The 14,993-nt window shown below is 69.6% G+C and carries 14 protein-coding genes and 1 riboswitch; of the genes, 4 read left to right on the top strand and 10 right to left on the bottom strand.

What is annotated here, in order from left to right:
* Positions 1-378: 378 nt before the first annotated feature.
* Positions 379-2,361: an AAA family ATPase gene (locus ABZ470_RS37680; protein WP_362917712.1), complete on the top strand. Its 1,983-nt coding sequence runs from the start codon at positions 379-381 to the stop codon at positions 2,359-2,361.
* Positions 2,362-2,600: 239 nt separating this feature from the next.
* On the opposite strand, the gene groL is transcribed toward ABZ470_RS37680, so the two are convergent.
* The 5 genes from groL to ABZ470_RS37655 all read right to left on the bottom strand — a co-directional run bounded on the left by groL (position 2,601) and on the right by ABZ470_RS37655 (position 7,531).
* Positions 2,601-4,226 carry a chaperonin GroEL gene (gene groL / locus ABZ470_RS37675; RefSeq protein ID WP_352014317.1) on the bottom strand — a complete coding sequence of 542 codons (1,626 nt, stop codon included), beginning with the start codon at positions 4,224-4,226 and terminating at the stop codon, positions 2,601-2,603.
* A 323-nt stretch (positions 4,227-4,549) separates the two neighbouring features.
* Positions 4,550-4,750 (bottom strand): cold-shock protein, encoded by a 201-nt coding sequence (locus ABZ470_RS37670; RefSeq protein ID WP_113704857.1) that lies wholly within the window; start codon positions 4,748-4,750, stop codon positions 4,550-4,552.
* A 390-nt stretch (positions 4,751-5,140) separates the two neighbouring features.
* Positions 5,141-5,416 carry a MoaD/ThiS family protein gene (locus ABZ470_RS37665; protein ID WP_362917555.1) on the bottom strand — a complete coding sequence of 92 codons (276 nt, stop codon included), beginning with the start codon at positions 5,414-5,416 and terminating at the stop codon, positions 5,141-5,143.
* 21 nt (positions 5,417-5,437) lie between these two features.
* On the bottom strand, positions 5,438-6,700 hold the full coding sequence (gene thrC, locus ABZ470_RS37660; RefSeq protein WP_362917553.1) for a threonine synthase: 1,263 nt from the start codon (positions 6,698-6,700) through the stop codon (positions 5,438-5,440).
* A gap of 14 nt (positions 6,701-6,714) precedes the next feature.
* A riboswitch (SAM riboswitch) is annotated at positions 6,715-6,857 on the bottom strand.
* 113 nt (positions 6,858-6,970) lie between these two features.
* On the bottom strand, positions 6,971-7,531 hold the full coding sequence (locus ABZ470_RS37655) for an RNA polymerase sigma factor (RefSeq protein WP_352014320.1): 561 nt from the start codon (positions 7,529-7,531) through the stop codon (positions 6,971-6,973).
* 105 nt (positions 7,532-7,636) lie between these two features.
* Between ABZ470_RS37655 and ABZ470_RS37650 the strand changes: the two genes are divergently transcribed.
* Both ABZ470_RS37650 and ABZ470_RS37645 read left to right on the top strand, forming a co-directional pair.
* Complete coding sequence (locus tag ABZ470_RS37650) at positions 7,637-9,061, top strand: trehalose-6-phosphate synthase (protein ID WP_362779206.1); 1,425 nt, start codon at positions 7,637-7,639, stop codon at positions 9,059-9,061.
* Between the two features lie 63 nt (positions 9,062-9,124).
* A complete protein-coding gene (locus ABZ470_RS37645) occupies positions 9,125-10,276 on the top strand; it encodes an MFS transporter (protein WP_362917551.1) in 1,152 nt (383 codons plus the stop codon).
* Here the strand turns inward: ABZ470_RS37645 and ABZ470_RS37640 are convergent.
* The 3 genes from ABZ470_RS37640 to ABZ470_RS37630 all read right to left on the bottom strand — a co-directional run bounded on the left by ABZ470_RS37640 (position 10,263) and on the right by ABZ470_RS37630 (position 12,038).
* Positions 10,263-10,841: a hypothetical protein gene (locus ABZ470_RS37640; protein WP_352014323.1), complete on the bottom strand. Its 579-nt coding sequence runs from the start codon at positions 10,839-10,841 to the stop codon at positions 10,263-10,265. The two genes, ABZ470_RS37645 and ABZ470_RS37640, sit on opposite strands and share 14 nt — an antisense overlap.
* Before the next feature lie 35 nt (positions 10,842-10,876).
* A complete protein-coding gene (otsB, locus tag ABZ470_RS37635; protein ID WP_352014324.1) occupies positions 10,877-11,656 on the bottom strand; it encodes a trehalose-phosphatase in 780 nt (259 codons plus the stop codon).
* Positions 11,657-11,735: 79 nt separating this feature from the next.
* Positions 11,736-12,038 carry a DUF3263 domain-containing protein gene (locus tag ABZ470_RS37630; RefSeq protein WP_362779199.1) on the bottom strand — a complete coding sequence of 101 codons (303 nt, stop codon included), beginning with the start codon at positions 12,036-12,038 and terminating at the stop codon, positions 11,736-11,738.
* 111 nt (positions 12,039-12,149) lie between these two features.
* Here ABZ470_RS37630 and ABZ470_RS37625 point away from each other — a divergent pair, with 111 nt between their 5' ends.
* Positions 12,150-12,977, top strand: a complete 828-nt coding sequence (locus ABZ470_RS37625; protein WP_362917548.1) for an SAM-dependent chlorinase/fluorinase — start codon at positions 12,150-12,152, stop codon at positions 12,975-12,977.
* Between the two features lie 7 nt (positions 12,978-12,984).
* Here the strand turns inward: ABZ470_RS37625 and ABZ470_RS37620 are convergent, their stop codons facing one another.
* Positions 12,985-13,974 carry a dipeptide ABC transporter ATP-binding protein gene (locus ABZ470_RS37620; protein WP_352014327.1) on the bottom strand — a complete coding sequence of 330 codons (990 nt, stop codon included), beginning with the start codon at positions 13,972-13,974 and terminating at the stop codon, positions 12,985-12,987.
* Entirely contained in the window at positions 13,958-14,992 is a 1,035-nt protein-coding gene (locus ABZ470_RS37615) for an ABC transporter ATP-binding protein (RefSeq protein WP_362917546.1), read from the bottom strand. The genes ABZ470_RS37620 and ABZ470_RS37615 overlap by 17 nt, the downstream gene beginning before the upstream one ends.
* Position 14,993: the final 1 nt, after the last annotated feature.

The raw sequence follows: 14,993 nt of genomic DNA, 5'->3' as shown, positions 1-14,993 counted from the left end.
CCACGAGATTCCGCAGGCTTTCTCCAAAGCGACCACCCCCTCGCTAGGCCTCGACGGCCACTGGCGACATACCCCCATGATCTGCGCGCGTCACTGGATTTTCCCGCCTTTTTAGCGATTTGGACGCACAAACACGGACGGTGGTAACGCGCTCACGCAAGGGATGCGGCCGTTAATCGGTTTGAGCCGTCGAGGCGCGTCGCTAGGCTGGTGGATTCGCTGCCTGATGGCCACCACCGCTTACCGAACAGGAGGCGCTTTCCCGTGTCCGGACATCCATTGTCCCCCGACATATCCCTGGACCCCCTCACAGAGCCCACCGACCTCACAGAATCCTCGGGGTCCTCAGGGTCCGCGGAACCCACGGACCCCGACGAGATCCTCGCCGCCGAGCGCGAGCACCTGGCCCTCTCCCGGACCGCCCTGCGCGCCATGCGCGAGCACGCCCAGTCCCTGTCCTCCGACGCCGCGGGCGACTGGGTGTCCCAGCAGATCCTCCAGGCGCTGCTCGACCAGCGGGTCGCGGCGCTGGCCGACCATGCGGGCACCCCGCTGTTCTTCGGCCGCCTGGACCGCGCGACGGACGACGACCTGCCCGCGACCGTCCACGTCGGCCGCAGGCACGTCCACGACGACCGCAGCCGCCCCCTGGTCATCGACTGGCGGGCGCCGATCTCCCGTGCGTTCTACCAGGCCAGCCCGGCCGAGCCGATGGGCGTCAGACGTCGCCGCAGGTTCGGCTACCACGGCGGGGACCTGACCGCCTACGAGGACGAACGTCTGGACCAGGGCGACTCCCCCGACGGTGGCGCCGGGCACAGCAGGATCCTCACCGAGGAGATCGAACGGCCCCGCTCGGGGCCGATGCGCGACATCGTCGCGACCATCCAGCCCGACCAGGACGAGATCGTCCGCTCCGAACTGGGCACGACCGTGTGCGTCCAGGGGGCGCCGGGCACCGGCAAGACCGCGGTCGGCCTGCACCGGGCCGCCTACCTGCTCTTCACCCACCGGGAACGGCTGGCCAGGTCCGGTGTGATGATCGTCGGCCCCAACCGGGCCTTCCTGTCCTACATCTCCTCGGTGCTTCCGGCGCTCGGCGAGGTCAAGGTCGACCAGACCACCGTCGCCGACATCCTGGGCGACCACGCGACGCCCGAGGACCCCGCGGTCAGCGCGATCAAGGGCGACGCCCGGATGGTGCCCGTGCTCAACCGCGCGTTGTGGGCGTACATCGTCAAGCCGACCGAGGGCGTGCTGTTCACCAAGGGGGTCAACCGCTACCGGGTGGCCGACTACGAGGTTCGCGAGATCGTCGCCTCCCTGCGCGGCACCACCCGCTACGCCCCGGGCCGCGCGGCCCTGGCCCAGCGGCTGGCCCACGCGGTCCTCGTCCGGATGGAACAGCGCGGCGAGTCCCCCGACGACCGGGTGCAGGACGCCGTCGCCAGGTCCAAGCCGGTCAAGCAGCTGGTGGACACGGTGTGGCCGAAGGTGACCCCGCAGCAGGTCCTCCACCGGCTGTTCAGCGACCCCGCCTTCCTCGCCGACTCGGCCAGGGACGACCTGACCGCCGAGGAACAGGCCGTGCTGCTGTGGGCCAAGCCGTCGAAGACCTTCCGCTCCGCGAAGTGGTCGGCCGCCGACGGGGCGTTGATGGACGAGCTCGGCGACATGATCGAGCGGACCGCCCCGCTGGGTCACCTGGTCGTCGACGAGGCCCAGGACCTGTCGGCCATGCAGTTGCGGGCGCTGGGACGGCGGTGCCGTACGGGGTCGGCAACGGTCCTGGGTGACCTCGCGCAGGGCACGACCCCCTGGTCGGCCCGTTCGTGGAAGGAGGTCCTGGCCCACCTGGGGTTCGAGGAGGGCGTGGTCACCGAACTGACCCTCGGCTTCCGCGTTCCCCGTGAGGTCCTCGACTACGCGGCCAGGCTGCTGCCCTCCGTCGCCCCCGACCTCGCCCCGCCCCGCTCGCTGCGACCCGGCGTCGGCTCCCTCACCGTACGGCCCGCCGCGGACCTGGCCGCGTCCCTGAGGGAGGTGGTGGGCGAGACGCTCTCCCGCGAGGGCTCGATCGGCGTGATCGCCCCCGACGCCGCGGTGGCCGAGGTCTCCGCCATCCTGAAGGCCGTGGAGCACCGGGTGCTGAGCCAGGACGCGATCGAGGAGCACCGGCTCCTGGTGATCCCCGCGAGCCTGGCCAAGGGCCTGGAGTACGACCACGTCATCGTGGTCGAGCCCGCCGACATCGTGGCCGCGGAACCACGCGGCCTCGCCCGTCTCTACGTGGTTCTGACCAGGGCGGTGACCTCGCTGACCGTCCTGCACACCGGCGACCTGCCCGCCCAGCTCCGCTGACCGGTTCCCCCGGCGGGCCGTGAAAGTCCGTCCGGCCGAAAAGGCCACCCCTCCCGAAGGCCCTGGCAGCCGGAAACGTCCGGTCTCCGAACGCGGCGGCCGTGAAACGCACGCCCGGCCCGGGTAAAACACCTGGCCGACCGGAAAGGCCCGCCTTACGGGCCGGTGAGAAATCGGGTGGAAAACAAAAAGGGGCGACCCCGACACCTCGGGGTCGCCTCTTTTGGGAAAGCTCCGGACTAGAAGTCCATGTCGCCGCCGCCGGGAACGGCGGGAGCGGCACCGGCCTTCTCGGGCTTCTCGGCGATGACGGCCTCGGTCGTCAGGAACAGCGCCGCGATCGAGGCGGCGTTCTGCAGCGCCGAACGGGTCACCTTCGCCGGGTCGATGATGCCCGACTCGAACAGGTTGACGTACTCGCCCGTGGCGGCGTTCAGGCCCTCGCCGGGGGTCAGGTTGCGCACCTTCTCCACCACGACGCCGCCCTCAAGGCCGGCGTTGACCGCGATCTGCTTCAGCGGCTCCTCAAGAGCCTTGCGCACGATCGCAGCACCGGTGGCCTCGTCCCCGGCCAGTTCGAGCTTGTCGAACGCCTTGGCGCCGGCCTGCAGCAGCGCCACGCCACCGCCGGGCACGATGCCCTCCTCGACGGCCGCCTTGGCGTTACGCACGGCGTCCTCGATGCGGTGCTTGCGCTCCTTGAGCTCGACCTCGGTCGCCGCACCGGCCTTGATGACCGCCACGCCACCGGCCAGCTTGGCCAGGCGCTCCTGCAGCTTCTCGCGGTCGTAGTCGGAGTCGGTGTTGTCGATCTCGGCACGGATCTGGTTGACCCGGCCCGCGATCTGCTCGGCGTCACCGGCACCGTCGACGATCGTCGTCTCGTCCTTGGTGACGATGACCTGACGAGCGCGGCCGAGCTGGTCGAGCGTGGTGGACTCCAGCTTCAGACCGAGGTCCTCGCTGATGACCTGGGCGCCGGTCAGGATGCCGATGTCGCCCAGCATGGCCTTGCGGCGGTCGCCGAAGCCCGGAGCCTTGACGGCGACCGAGCGGAACAGGCCGCGGATCTTGTTGACGACCAGGGTCGCCAGCGCCTCGCCCTCGATGTCCTCGGCGATGATCAGCAGCGGCTTGCCGGCCTGCACGACCTTGTCGAGGACCGGGAGCAGGTCCTTGTTCGCGGAGATCTTGGAGTTGACGACGAGGACGTAGGGGTCGTCGAGGACGGCCTCCATGCGCTCCGGGTCGGTCACGAAGTAGGGCGAGATGTAACCCTTGTCGAAGCGCATGCCCTCGGTGAGCTCAAGCTCAAGGCCGAAGGTGTTGCTCTCCTCGACGGTGATGACGCCTTCCTTGCCGACCTTGTCCATCGCCTCGGCGATCATCTCGCCGATCTGCGGGTCACCCGCGGAGATGGAGGCCGTGGAGGCGATCTGTGCCTTCGTCTCCACGTCCTTGGCCAGCTTGGAGAGCTCCTCGGAGACACGCTCGACGGCGGCCTCGATGCCCTTCTTCAGGGACATGGGGTTGGCGCCCGCGGCTACGTTGCGCAGGCCCTCGCGGACCAGCGCCTGAGCAAGCACGGTGGCCGTGGTGGTGCCGTCACCCGCGACATCGTCGGTCTTCTTGGCGACTTCCTTTACGAGCTCGGCCCCGATCTTCTCCCACGGGTCCTCAAGCTCGATCTCCTTGGCGATGGAGACACCGTCGTTGGTGATCGTGGGGGCGCCCCACTTCTTCTCCAGCACGACGTTGCGGCCCTTGGGGCCGAGGGTCACCTTGACAGCGTCCGCGAGCTGGTTCATGCCACGCTCGAGACCGCGCCTGGCGTCCTCGTCAAACGAGATCATCTTGGCTGCCATACGGCTAGACCTCCCAAACACAGGGTGGCTTGCACCAGACCGAGGCGACGCCCGCGACGGCATACGGGCCCGCGACTCCGTTCGGCGGGCCCCATCGTCTCGATCCAGGTTTGGCACTCTCCAATGAGGAGTGCTAACCACTGTTTAGCACTCTCCCCCGACGAGTGCAAGCCAAGGACCTTTGACCTGAGTGTCAGCTTAGGCGAAGGCCCGGCCCGCCGATGGGAGCGACGAGCCGGGCCGACATGCCGAGGGCGATCCGCGCGAACTGCGCTGCCGCGGGATGCGCCAGCGGGTTCCCGACGAGCTGACGGAGGACGAGATCAGACCGTCCGGACCGATTCCGCCTGAGGTCCCTTCTGTCCCTGCGTGATCTCGAACTCGACCCTCTGGCCCTGTTCGAGCGCACGGTAGCCATCCATCATGATCGCGGAGTAATGGACGAAAACATCCTTACCACCGTCTACCGCGATGAAGCCGTAGCCCTTGTCCGCGTTGAACCATTTGACGGTGCCTTGCGCCACTTCCGACTCCTCTTACTGGGCTTGAGGACGTCGCCCATTCCTCTCGCGAGGTCCTCAATCTCCGAGGCGGAGACATCGCCTACGTCGATCGCCCTCGACCATACCTGTGAGAGCCCGTGGGGCAACAGAGTCAACCAGCAAACTACCGCTTTACGGACGCATTCAACACGCCAACATAGTTTTGCTATCACTACTAGTTAGTTAAATATTACATTATGTCTTCGCACAAAAATGTGAGCTTGCATCACAAAAGACGACACCCGCACGCGGCCAGGCCGGTGCGGGTGTCGTGAGGGTGTTCCGGGGGCGCCGTTCCATGACAGTGGACGACACCGGGACCCGGGAGGCCGTCCAGGGCCCGCCCAGGGCCCCGCGCGGCCTCCGCCGGGATCAGCCTCCGGCGACCGCCGGAATGATGGAGACCTGAACGCCGGACGGCGTCACCGTGTCGAGGTTGTCGGCGAAACGGACATCCTCATCACCGACATAGACGTTCACAAAACGGCGAATCTTGCCCGTTTCATCGAGAATACGGGCACCGATCCCGGGGAAGTCGGCGTCGAGCTTCTGCAGAACCTCACGCAGGGTCCCGCCCTCGCCGTTCACCTCGGCCGCGCCGCCGGTGTACGTACGGAGAATCGTCGGAATCCGTACAGAAACACTCATAATTCAGTACCTTTCAGAGCTCTAGGCGACGACAGCGCGGAACGCGTCGAGTGAGGGCCGGATGACAGCGGTGGGACGTGCCTGGTCAGCGACCACGTCAAGGGTCTTCAGGCCGTCACCTGTGTTGAGGACCACGGTCTCCGCGTCGGGGTCGAGCCGACCCGACTCGACCAGCTTGCGCAGCACCCCGACGGTGACACCGCCCGCCGTCTCGGCGAAGATGCCCTCCGTCCTGGCGAGCAGGCGGATGGCGTCCACGATCTCGGGGTCGGTGACGTCCTCGACCCCACCGCCGGTGCGCCTGGCGATGTCGAGCACGTAGGGCCCGTCAGCCGGGTTGCCGATGGCCAGCGACTTGGCGATCGTGTCGGGCTTGACGGGGCGGATCACGTCGTGGCCCGCCTTGTAGGCCGCGGAGACCGGGGAGCACCCCTCGGCCTGGGCGCCGAAGATCTTGTACGGCGTGTCCTCGACGAGACCGAGGGCGATCAGCTCCTTGAACGCCTTGTCGATCTTCGTGAGCTGGGAGCCGGAGGCGACCGGGATGACGATCTGGTCGGGGATCCGCCAGCCGAGCTGCTCGGCGATCTCGTAGGCCAGGGTCTTGGAGCCCTCGGCGTAGTAGGGCCTGAGGTTGACGTTGACGAAGCCCCACTTGTCGCCGAGCTCGTCACCGATGAGCTCGGAGCAGAAGCGGTTGACGTCGTCGTAGGTGCCGTCGATGCCGATCAGCTTGCCGCCGTACACGGAGGCCATGACGATCTTGCCCTGTTCGAGGTCGGCGGGGATGAACACGCAGGCGTCGAGCCCGGTCCTGGCGGCGGCGGAGGTCACCGCGCCCGCCAGGTTGCCGGTCGAGGAGCAGGACAGGGTGTGGAAGCCGAAGTTCCTGGCCGCCTCGACGGCGATGGCGACCACGCGGTCCTTGAAGGAGTGCGTGGGGTTGCCCGAGTCGTCCTTCACGTGCAGCGAGCGCAGGCCCAGCTCACGCGCCAGGTTGTCGGCCTTGACGAGCCTGGTCCAGCCGGGCTCGGTGTTGGGCTTGGAGGCGACGTCCGCCGGGACGGGCAGGAGGGAGCGGTAGCGCCAGATGTTGGCCGGCCCCTGCGAGATCTGTTCCCGGGTGACGTTCCCGAAGTCGTAGGCGATCTCAAGGGGCCCGAAACACTCGATACAGGCGAAGCTGGGACCGAGGTCGTAGCGGGCACCACACTCACGACAGGAGAGAGCGACGGCGGGACCGAAGTCAAGAGCGGTGGTGGTTGCGGTGTTCGCGAGCGCCATGAAGCGAGGCCTTTCCCTCATCTTCGTCTGCGACCACCCTGGTCACAGACCGGAATTGGCACCTGTCCCGGTCGACCCCTCGCCAGATCGCGAGTCTTGAACCGGGAGGGTTGCCGGGGCTTCGCAGGGCCGGTCCCTCCACCCCTCTGGATGAGCAATGTTCAGTTGTGGACCTGACATGCAGGTCTCAAGCACTCTACCTCGCCTTGTGCCCCTCCTGACCAGTTGTCTCACCAAACGAGATGAAGTGTGTCATTAACCGGACAAACCTCAGAAGCCGTAGGCGTCGCCGAGCGCTCCCTGGACGTACTTGCGGGCCTGGTGGATGCGCGACTTGGCGGTGCCGAGGGGGATGCCGAGCTGCTCGGCGACCTCGTTGTAGTCGAGCTGGCAGATGTCGCGCAGCACCAGCGCCTGGGCCAGGTCGGGCTTGTCCGCCTCAAGGGCCTCCATCGCGTCGAGCAGGTCGAGGCGGGAGCCCGCGATCACACTCACCCTGGCGACGTCGGGCTTGTTGTGCAGCGGCAACTCCTCCGAGCTCTGCTCGGCGGAACGCCGTTTGAGCGAGCGGTAGGTGGTGCGCGCGCAGTTGGCGGTCACGATGTGCAGCCACGTGCTGAACCGCGCCCGCCCCTCGAACCTGGCGATGTTGCGGGCCACGGCGAGCAGGGTGTCCTGACAGGCCTCCTCGGCGTCCTGCCGGTAGGGGAGGATCCGCCCGCAGTGCCGTAGCACCTCGGGCTCGATCCGCTTCAGCAGTTCGCCCAGTGCCCGGTGGTCGCCTCCGGCGGCCGCACGGGCAAGTTCCTCGGTCGTCTCGTCCAGCGCCATCACGGGTTCCCATCAACGGTCACGGTCGCTCGACATCCTATGGTCGCCGGTTATCGTTTGGTTAACCTTCGGGACAAGCCACGTCCTCCCGGGCGAGGAGGTCAGATGAGTGGGATTTTGGTGGCCTCGAACCGCGGCCCGGTCTCCTTCACCATGTCGGAGGGCGGCGCGCTGAGCATGCGCAGGGGCGGCGGCGGCCTGGTCTCCGGCCTGTCCGAGGTGTCCAAGGAGCTCGACGTCCTGTGGGTCTGCGCCGCCCTGTCCGACGGCGACCGCGGTGCCGTACGGCTCGCTCCCGGGGGGCGGCTCGACCAGGCGGGATACGAGACCGGGGCGCTGCGGATGCTCGACATCCCCCCGGCGACCTTCCAGCGGGCCTACAACGCGGTCGCCAACTCGACCCTGTGGTTCGTCCACCACCTGCTCTACGACACCCCGAACAGGCCGCACTTCGACGCCAGGTTCGGCAGGGAGTGGGAGTCCTACCAGGCCTACAACGAGGCGTTCGCGATGGCGCTGGCCGAGGAGGCCTCGCACGGCGCCAAGGTCATGGTGCAGGACTACCACCTGGCCCTGGTCCCGGCGATGCTCAGGAGCGAACGGCCCGACCTGCGCGTCTCCCACTTCTCCCACACGCCCTGGGCCCCTCCCGAGTACTTCGGCCTGCTGCCCGACGAGGTCGCCGCCGAGTTGCTTGAGGGCATCCTGGGCGCCGACCAGGCGGGTTTCCTGACCGACCGCTGGGCCGGGGCCTTCATGGACTGCTGCGAGAGCGTCCTGGACGCGCGGGTCGAGCGCGCGGGCCGTACGGTGACCCACGCGGGCCGGACCACCCGGATCGGCGTGCACGGCCTGGGCGTGGACGGCCGGGCGCTGTGGGAACGCGCCCGCGAGCCCGACGTCGAGTCCCACATGGCCGCCCTGCGCGAGCTGGTCGGCGACCGCAGGCTGATCGTGCGCATCGACAGGACCGAGCTGTCGAAGAACATCGTCAGGGGCCTGATCGCCTACCGGGAGTTCCTCGCGGCGCACCCCGAGTGGCACGGCAGGGTCGTGCACCTGGCCTTCGCCTACCCCTCCCGCCACGACCTGCCCGAATACCGTGAGTACACCGCGGCGGTGCAGCGTTGCGCCTCGGAGATCGAGGACGAGTACGCCACCGAGGACTGGGATCCGCTGATCCTCAACGTCCAGGACGACTATCCCCGGTCGCTGGCCGCCTACCGGCTGGCCGACGTGATGCTGGTCAACCCGATCCGCGACGGGATGAACCTGGTGGCCAAGGAGGGGCCGGTGCTGTCCCCGAACAGCGCGCTGGTCCTGTCGCGCGAGGCGGGGGCCGCGGCCGAGCTGGGCGCGGACGCGCTGCTGGTGAACCCCTACGACGTCTCGGCCACGGCGCGGGCCATCCACGAGGGCCTCGTCATGCCCGAGCACGAGCGCGCCGTCCGGGGGGACAGGCTGGCCCGTCTGGCGACCGCCCTTCCCCCGCAGCGCTGGTTCGCTGACCAGCTCGCCGCACTCGGCTGAGATTTTGCCCTGATATGAGATAGTTCAGGGGACTTCGCGCTTCATTGACGTTCGGGGGAACCCGTGACCGCCAGGCTCACCCGTGACCGTCCGACCTGGCTCGTCTACCTGCAGCTCGGTGTCTTCGCCACCTACCTGTACGGCCTCAGCGCCGCCCTGCCCATGCTCCGCGCCGAACTGGGCCTCTCGCAGACGGTCGCCGGGCTGCACGGCACCATGATGGCCGTCGGCGGCGTCCTGACCGGCCTCGCGCTGCCCCGGCTGACCCGCCGCCTCGGCACGCGCGTCACCGTCTGGACGGGCCTGACCGGGATGAACGTGGGGGTGCTGCTGGTCGTCCTCGGCCACACACCGCAGGTCACGCTCCTCGCGTACTGCCTGGCGGGCGGGATGGGCTCGATCAGTCTCTACACGAGCATGTCCGTCCTCGGCCGGCACCACGGTCCCGCGGGGCCGTCGGCGATCAGTGAGGCCAACGCGGTCGGCGGGACCATCGGCCTGTTCGCCCCGTTCGTCGTCAGTCTCGCGGCGCAGAGCGCGCTCGGCTGGCGGACGGCGCTGCTGCTCACCCCGCTGCTGACCGTGCTGCTCGCGCTCGCCATGGGCCGCGTGTGGGTTCCCACGCCCGCCCGGGAGGAGCAGGCGGCGCCCTCCGGGAGCGCGGGTTCCCCGGGGCTCGGCATGCGCTTCCACCTGGCGGGGGCGGTGCTGTTCTGCTGCGTCGGGCTTGAGTTCTCGTTCAACCTCTGGGCGGCCAAGCTGGTCAGCGACAACACGGGCCTGTCCGCGGCGGTCGCGGCGAGCGCGCTGACCGCCTTCACCGCCGGGCTGGCGCTCGGGCGCTTCGGCGGGGCCAGGCTGGCGTTGCGGATCCCGCCCTCCCCGCTGCTCATCGGCGCGCTGGGGCTCACCTTCGTCGGCTGGCTGCTGTTCTGGACGAGTACGGCCCCGCCGGCGGCCTACGCGGGGCTGCTCGTCTCAGGAGTCGGGGTCTCGCTGCACTTCCCGCTCGCGCTCTCACGGGTGCTGACGGCCACGGCCGGACATCCCGAGCGGGCGACGGGCGTCGCCTCCCTCTATTCGAGTTCGGCGACAGGTGTCGGGCCCTTCCTGCTGGGAGCGCTCGCCGACGTGTCCGGCACCCAGCAGGCCTTCCTCATGGTGCCCGTGATGATCGTGCTGGCCGTCGGCGGCATCCTGGTCAGCTCCAGGTAGCCGCCGCGAGCACCGACGCCAGGCGCGGGTTGTCCCACACGTCCACGACGAGGATCTTCGAGGTGGGCAGGAACCACTCACGCTGGTGGAAGGTCCCGGTCCGCTTGCTGCCGTTGTAGCTGTAGCACTCGCCGCGCCAGCCCTTGAAGGCGGCCTTGTGCCCGCGTCCCACCTGCCGCAGCCCCGAGGCGTACGCGTTGCCGAACGTCTGGCCGCTCTTGGCGTCGAACGGGCAGCGCTGCACGTCGGTGGCGGGGTAGTACGGCTGGTCCCCCCGGTAGGCGGAGAACAGCTCACGCCCGTACTTGATCTGCTTGGGGCCGAAGACCCAGAACGCCTCACAGTTCGGGGTGAAATACGCCGAGTGCGGCTTCGCACACCTTCCCGTGACCACCTTGACGCCGTCGGCGCCGCCGTAGACCCGCCAGCCCGAGGGAAGCTTGAGGGTCATGCCGCGGAAGGTGAGGGTTCCCGAGGCCTGCGCGGTCGAGGCCGAGGCCGCCTGGGGAACGGTGAACAGGGTGGCGCCGGCGAGCACGGCGGCGGCGAAGGCGAGTTTTCTCATGCCGGGGACGTTAACCGTCCCCACTTGTCGGTCACTTAACGTTCAATGGCATCGGCGATCGACGCCAGCAGGTCCATCACCCCCTCCGGGCCGTCCACGACGATGTCGGCCTGGGCGGCGACCTCCGCGCTCGCCTCGGCCGAACCACTGAACACCGTCACGCCGGGCAACCCCGAGGCCCGTACGGCGGCGAAGGCCGCCAGGTCCCCCAGGTCGTCACCGGCGAACAGCACCGAGCGCGCCCCGCGTTCGGCGAGGAAGGCGCCGAGCGCCGCCCCCTTGTCCGTCCCCGGAGGCCGCAGCTCCAGCACGAACTTGCCCGGCTCGACCGCCAGCCCCACCTCGGCCGCGAGCTTGGCGACCGGGTCGCGCAGCGCCTCAAGCGTGGCCTGCGGTTCGGCGGTCCCCCGGGTGTGCACGGCGACCGAGCGCTCCTTGTCCTCGAACCTGGCGCCCGCGACACCCTCGATCAGCCGGGGCAGCTCGGCCCTGGCCCTGTCCAGGCCGGGGTGGACGGGCGGGGCGGTGAGCGTGCCCGCCTCCCAGCGTTCGAGACCGTAGTGGCCGAGCACGACCACCCCGGGCACCTCGGCCAGCGAGCCGTACTCGACGGCCGTCGCGGCGGGACGGCCCGTCACGACCGCCACGGCGCGGACCCGTCCGCCCAGCCTGGCCAGCAGCTCCGGGCCGCGCGGGTGGATCCTGGCCGCGTCGGGGTCGGGCACGATCGGGGAGAGCGTGCCGTCGAAGTCGAGGCCGATCACCGCTCCGGCGGGGTCGGCCAGGATCGCGCGCAGTCCTTCGGGGGTCTCCATGGGGTGTTCTCCCGCTCGTCGTCAGGCCAGGATCGTACGGCGCGGCGTCAGGCGCGCATGACCGGCTCTACCCCGGACGTCAGGGACGTAGTCCCCGCCTCCTGGCCGCGCGTTCGCGTCTGCGCGTCTCGCGGAGCCTGCGCAGGCGCTTGATCAGCATCGGGTCGTGGGCGAGCGCCTCCGGCCGGTCGATCAGCTCGGCGAGCAGCTGGTAGTAGCGGGTCGCCGAGATGCCGAAGGCCTCCCGCACCGCCTGCTCCTTGGCCCCGGGACGGCGCCACCAGCGGCGCTCGAAGGCCAGCAGTTCCCGTTCCTTCTCGGTGAGGGGCCTGGGAGCGTTCTCCGGTCCCGTCCCCTCGCCGGGAGGTGGCACATCGTCCATCGCTGTCGCCTCCCGTCGCGCCCCCGCAGGCCGTACGGCTCCGCGCGATGCCAGGATAGTCGGGAATTTCCTGCTGTTCATGGCCGGTTCGGAGACGTACAGTCACCAGATGTGACTCCAGTGATCACCCTTCTCACCGACTACGGGCTGGCGGACGGCTACGTCGCCGCCTGCCACGGTGTGATCGTCCTGACGGCGCCGCAGGCCCGGATCATCGACGTGTGCCACCTGGTCCCCACCGGAGACGTACGGCGCGCCGCGGCGATCCTGGCCCAGACGATCCCCCATCTCCCGCCCGGCGTCCACGTCGCCGCGGTGAGCCCGGTCGGCGCCTCGCGCAGAGCCGTGGCGATCGAGGCCGGCGAACACGTCTTCCTCGGCCCCGACAACGGGGTGCTCTCATGGGCGGTCTCCGCCGCGGGCGGGGCGCGGACGGCCTACGAGCTCACCAACGAGGACCTGTTCAGGAAGCCGGTCTCCCCGACCTTCCACGGCCGTGACGTCTTCGCCCCCGTGGCGGCGCGGGTGGCGACCGGACTGCCCCTCGCGGAGCTGGGACCGCCGATCCCGCCGGAGCGGCTGGTCGCGCTGCGCGCGCCGACGTCGCTGGTGCGTGACGACGAGGTCGAGGGCGAGGTCCTCTCGGTCGACGGCCACGGCAACGTCCAGCTGTCGGTCAGCGCGGCCGACCTGGCGGTCGTGGGCGTACGGCCCGGCGGCTCCCTGGTGGTCTGGCTGGGCAGAAGGCACGCCGCCGTGCCGTTCAGGGAGACCTTCGCCGCGGTGTCTCCCGGCGAGCTGGTCGCCTTCACCGACTCGGCGGGGCTGGTCGCGCTCGCGGTCAACGCCGGGGACGCCTCCCAGCGGCTCGCGCTGCCGCCGGGCGCGCACGTGCGCCTGTCCTCGGGCCCCCGCCGTACCCCTCTCGAATCCCTCTGAGGAGGGGTCAGACGAAGTGGCAGGCGACGGCGTGCCCGGTGCTGAACCGCGCCTGCAACGGCGGCTCCTGCTCCGCGCACACGTCCCTGGCCTTCCAGCACCGGGTGCGGAAGCGGCAGCCCGACGGCGGGTTCGCGGGTGAGGGCGGGTCGCCCTGCAGGACGATCCGCCCCCGTGTCTCGCGGCCCCGGGGGTCGGGCACCGGCACCGCCGACAGCAGCGCCTGGGTGTAGGGGTGGGCCGGCCGCTCGCAGACGTCGGCCTCCGCGCCGAGTTCGACCAGTTTGCCGAGATACATCACGCCGATCCGGTCGGAGACGTGACGGACGACCGACAGGTCGTGGGCGATGAAGACGTAGGCCAGGCCGAACTCGTCCTGCAACCGTTCGAGCAGGTTGACGACCTGGGCCTGGATCGAGACGTCGAGTGCGGAGACCGGCTCGTCACAGATGATGATCTCCGGCCTGAGCGCCAGCCCTCTGGCGATGCCGACGCGCTGCCGCTGACCGCCGGAGAACTGGTGCGGGTAGCGGTCCACGTGGTCGGGGTTGAGACCGACCACCTCAAGCAGTTCCTGCACCATGCGGCGCCGCTCACGCTTGGGGACGACCTTCCTGTGGACCTCGTACGGCTCTCCCACGATGTCGCCGACGGTCATCCTGGGGTTGAGCGAGGTGTAGGGGTCCTGCATGACCATCTGGATGTTGCGGCGGACCTGCCTGAGCTCGGAGCCCCTGGCCCGGGTGATCTCGCGTCCGTTGATCCGCACCGAGCCCGAGGTCGGCCTCTCCAGGGCCATCAGGAGCCTGGCCAGGGTGGACTTGCCGCAGCCCGACTCACCGACGATGCCGAGCGTCTCGCCGCGCCTGAGCGTGAAGGACACCCCGTCGACCGCCCTGATCTCCCCGATCCGCCGCCGCATGACGACGCCCTGGTACATCGGGAAGTGCTTGACCAGGCCGCCGACCTCCAGGATCGGTTCACCCGTGGCTGCCATCGAGGACCTCTCTCCAGTAGTGGCAGGCGCTGTCGCGTGTCGGCCCGATCCGGTAGCGCGGCGGCGCGTCGGTGACGCAGTTGTCCTGACGGTAGGAGCACCGGGGGTGGAAGGCGCAGCCGGAGGGCATGGCCAGCGGGTCCGGCGGGGTGCCCTCGATCGCCGGCAACGCCCTGCCCTTGCGGGCGAGGCGGGGGATCGACTCCAGCAGGCCCCTGGTGTAGGGGTGCGCGGGCGCCTGGTAGACCTCGTGCACGGGAGCGGTCTCGACGACGCGACCGCCGTACATGACGACGATCCTGTCGGCGGTGTCGGCGACCACGCCGAGGTCGTGGGTGATCAGGATCATCGCCATGCCGCTCTCCCGCCGCAGCTCGGCCAGCAGGTCCATGATCTGGGCCTGGACCGTCACGTCGAGCGCCGTGGTCGGCTCGTCGGCGATGAGCAGTTCGGGACCGAGCGCGATCGCCATCGCGATCATGATGCGCTGGCGCATGCCGCCGGAGAACTGGTGCGGGTAGTCGTGCACCCGCTGCGCGGCGGCGGGGATGCGGACCCGGTCCATCAGTTCGACGGCCCTGCGCTCCGACTCCCGCCACGACACGCCCTCGTGCACCCGGAACATCTCCCCGATCTGCGCGCCCACGGTGAAGACCGGGTTCAGCGCGGACAGGGCGTCCTGGAAGACCATCGCGATCCGCCGTCCCCTGATCCTGGCCCGGTCGTCCTCCCGCAGCGCGAGCAGGTCGGTGCCGTGGAAACGGATCGTTCCGGCTGGGACACGGACGGACGGCGTGTCGAGAAGCCCCATGATCGCGTGCGCGGTGACCGACTTGCCCGAGCCCGACTCACCGAGTACGGCGAGCGTCTCCCCCGCATCGATCCGGTAGCTGACGCCGTTGACCGCCTTGACCACGCCCTGCCTGGTGACGAACTCCACCTGCAGGCCGTCCACGGCCAGCAGCGCCTCCCCGCCGGGGACGTGCCCGTCCCGCTCGGCCGTCGAGGACCTCCACACG

The organism is Streptosporangium sp. NPDC020072, assembly GCF_040631445.1.
Lineage (GTDB): Bacteria > Actinomycetota > Actinomycetes > Streptosporangiales > Streptosporangiaceae > Streptosporangium.
Note: the sequence above shows the minus strand (reverse complement) of the source record. Positions and strands in the feature narration are given on the sequence as shown.

Bases quoted from the DNA above. Each gene is read 5' to 3' on its own strand.
- ABZ470_RS37630 (WP_362779199.1), bottom strand. From the start codon at position 12,038: ATGGACGATGTGCCACCTCCCGGCGAGGGGACGGGACCGGAGAACGCT.
- otsB (WP_352014324.1), bottom strand. From the start codon at position 11,656: ATGGAGACCCCCGAAGGACTGCGCGCGATCCTGGCCGACCCCGCCGGA.
- thrC (WP_362917553.1), bottom strand. From the start codon at position 6,700: ATGGCGCTCGCGAACACCGCAACCACCACCGCTCTTGACTTCGGTCCC.
- ABZ470_RS37620 (WP_352014327.1), bottom strand. From the start codon at position 13,974: ATGGCAGCCACGGGTGAACCGATCCTGGAGGTCGGCGGCCTGGTCAAG.
- ABZ470_RS37655 (WP_352014320.1), bottom strand. From the start codon at position 7,531: ATGGCGCTGGACGAGACGACCGAGGAACTTGCCCGTGCGGCCGCCGGA.
- ABZ470_RS37650 (WP_362779206.1), top strand. From the start codon at position 7,637: ATGAGTGGGATTTTGGTGGCCTCGAACCGCGGCCCGGTCTCCTTCACC.
- groL (WP_352014317.1), bottom strand. From the start codon at position 4,226: ATGGCAGCCAAGATGATCTCGTTTGACGAGGACGCCAGGCGCGGTCTC.
- ABZ470_RS37665 (WP_362917555.1), bottom strand. From the start codon at position 5,416: ATGAGTGTTTCTGTACGGATTCCGACGATTCTCCGTACGTACACCGGC.
- ABZ470_RS37640 (WP_352014323.1), bottom strand. From the start codon at position 10,841: ATGAGAAAACTCGCCTTCGCCGCCGCCGTGCTCGCCGGCGCCACCCTG.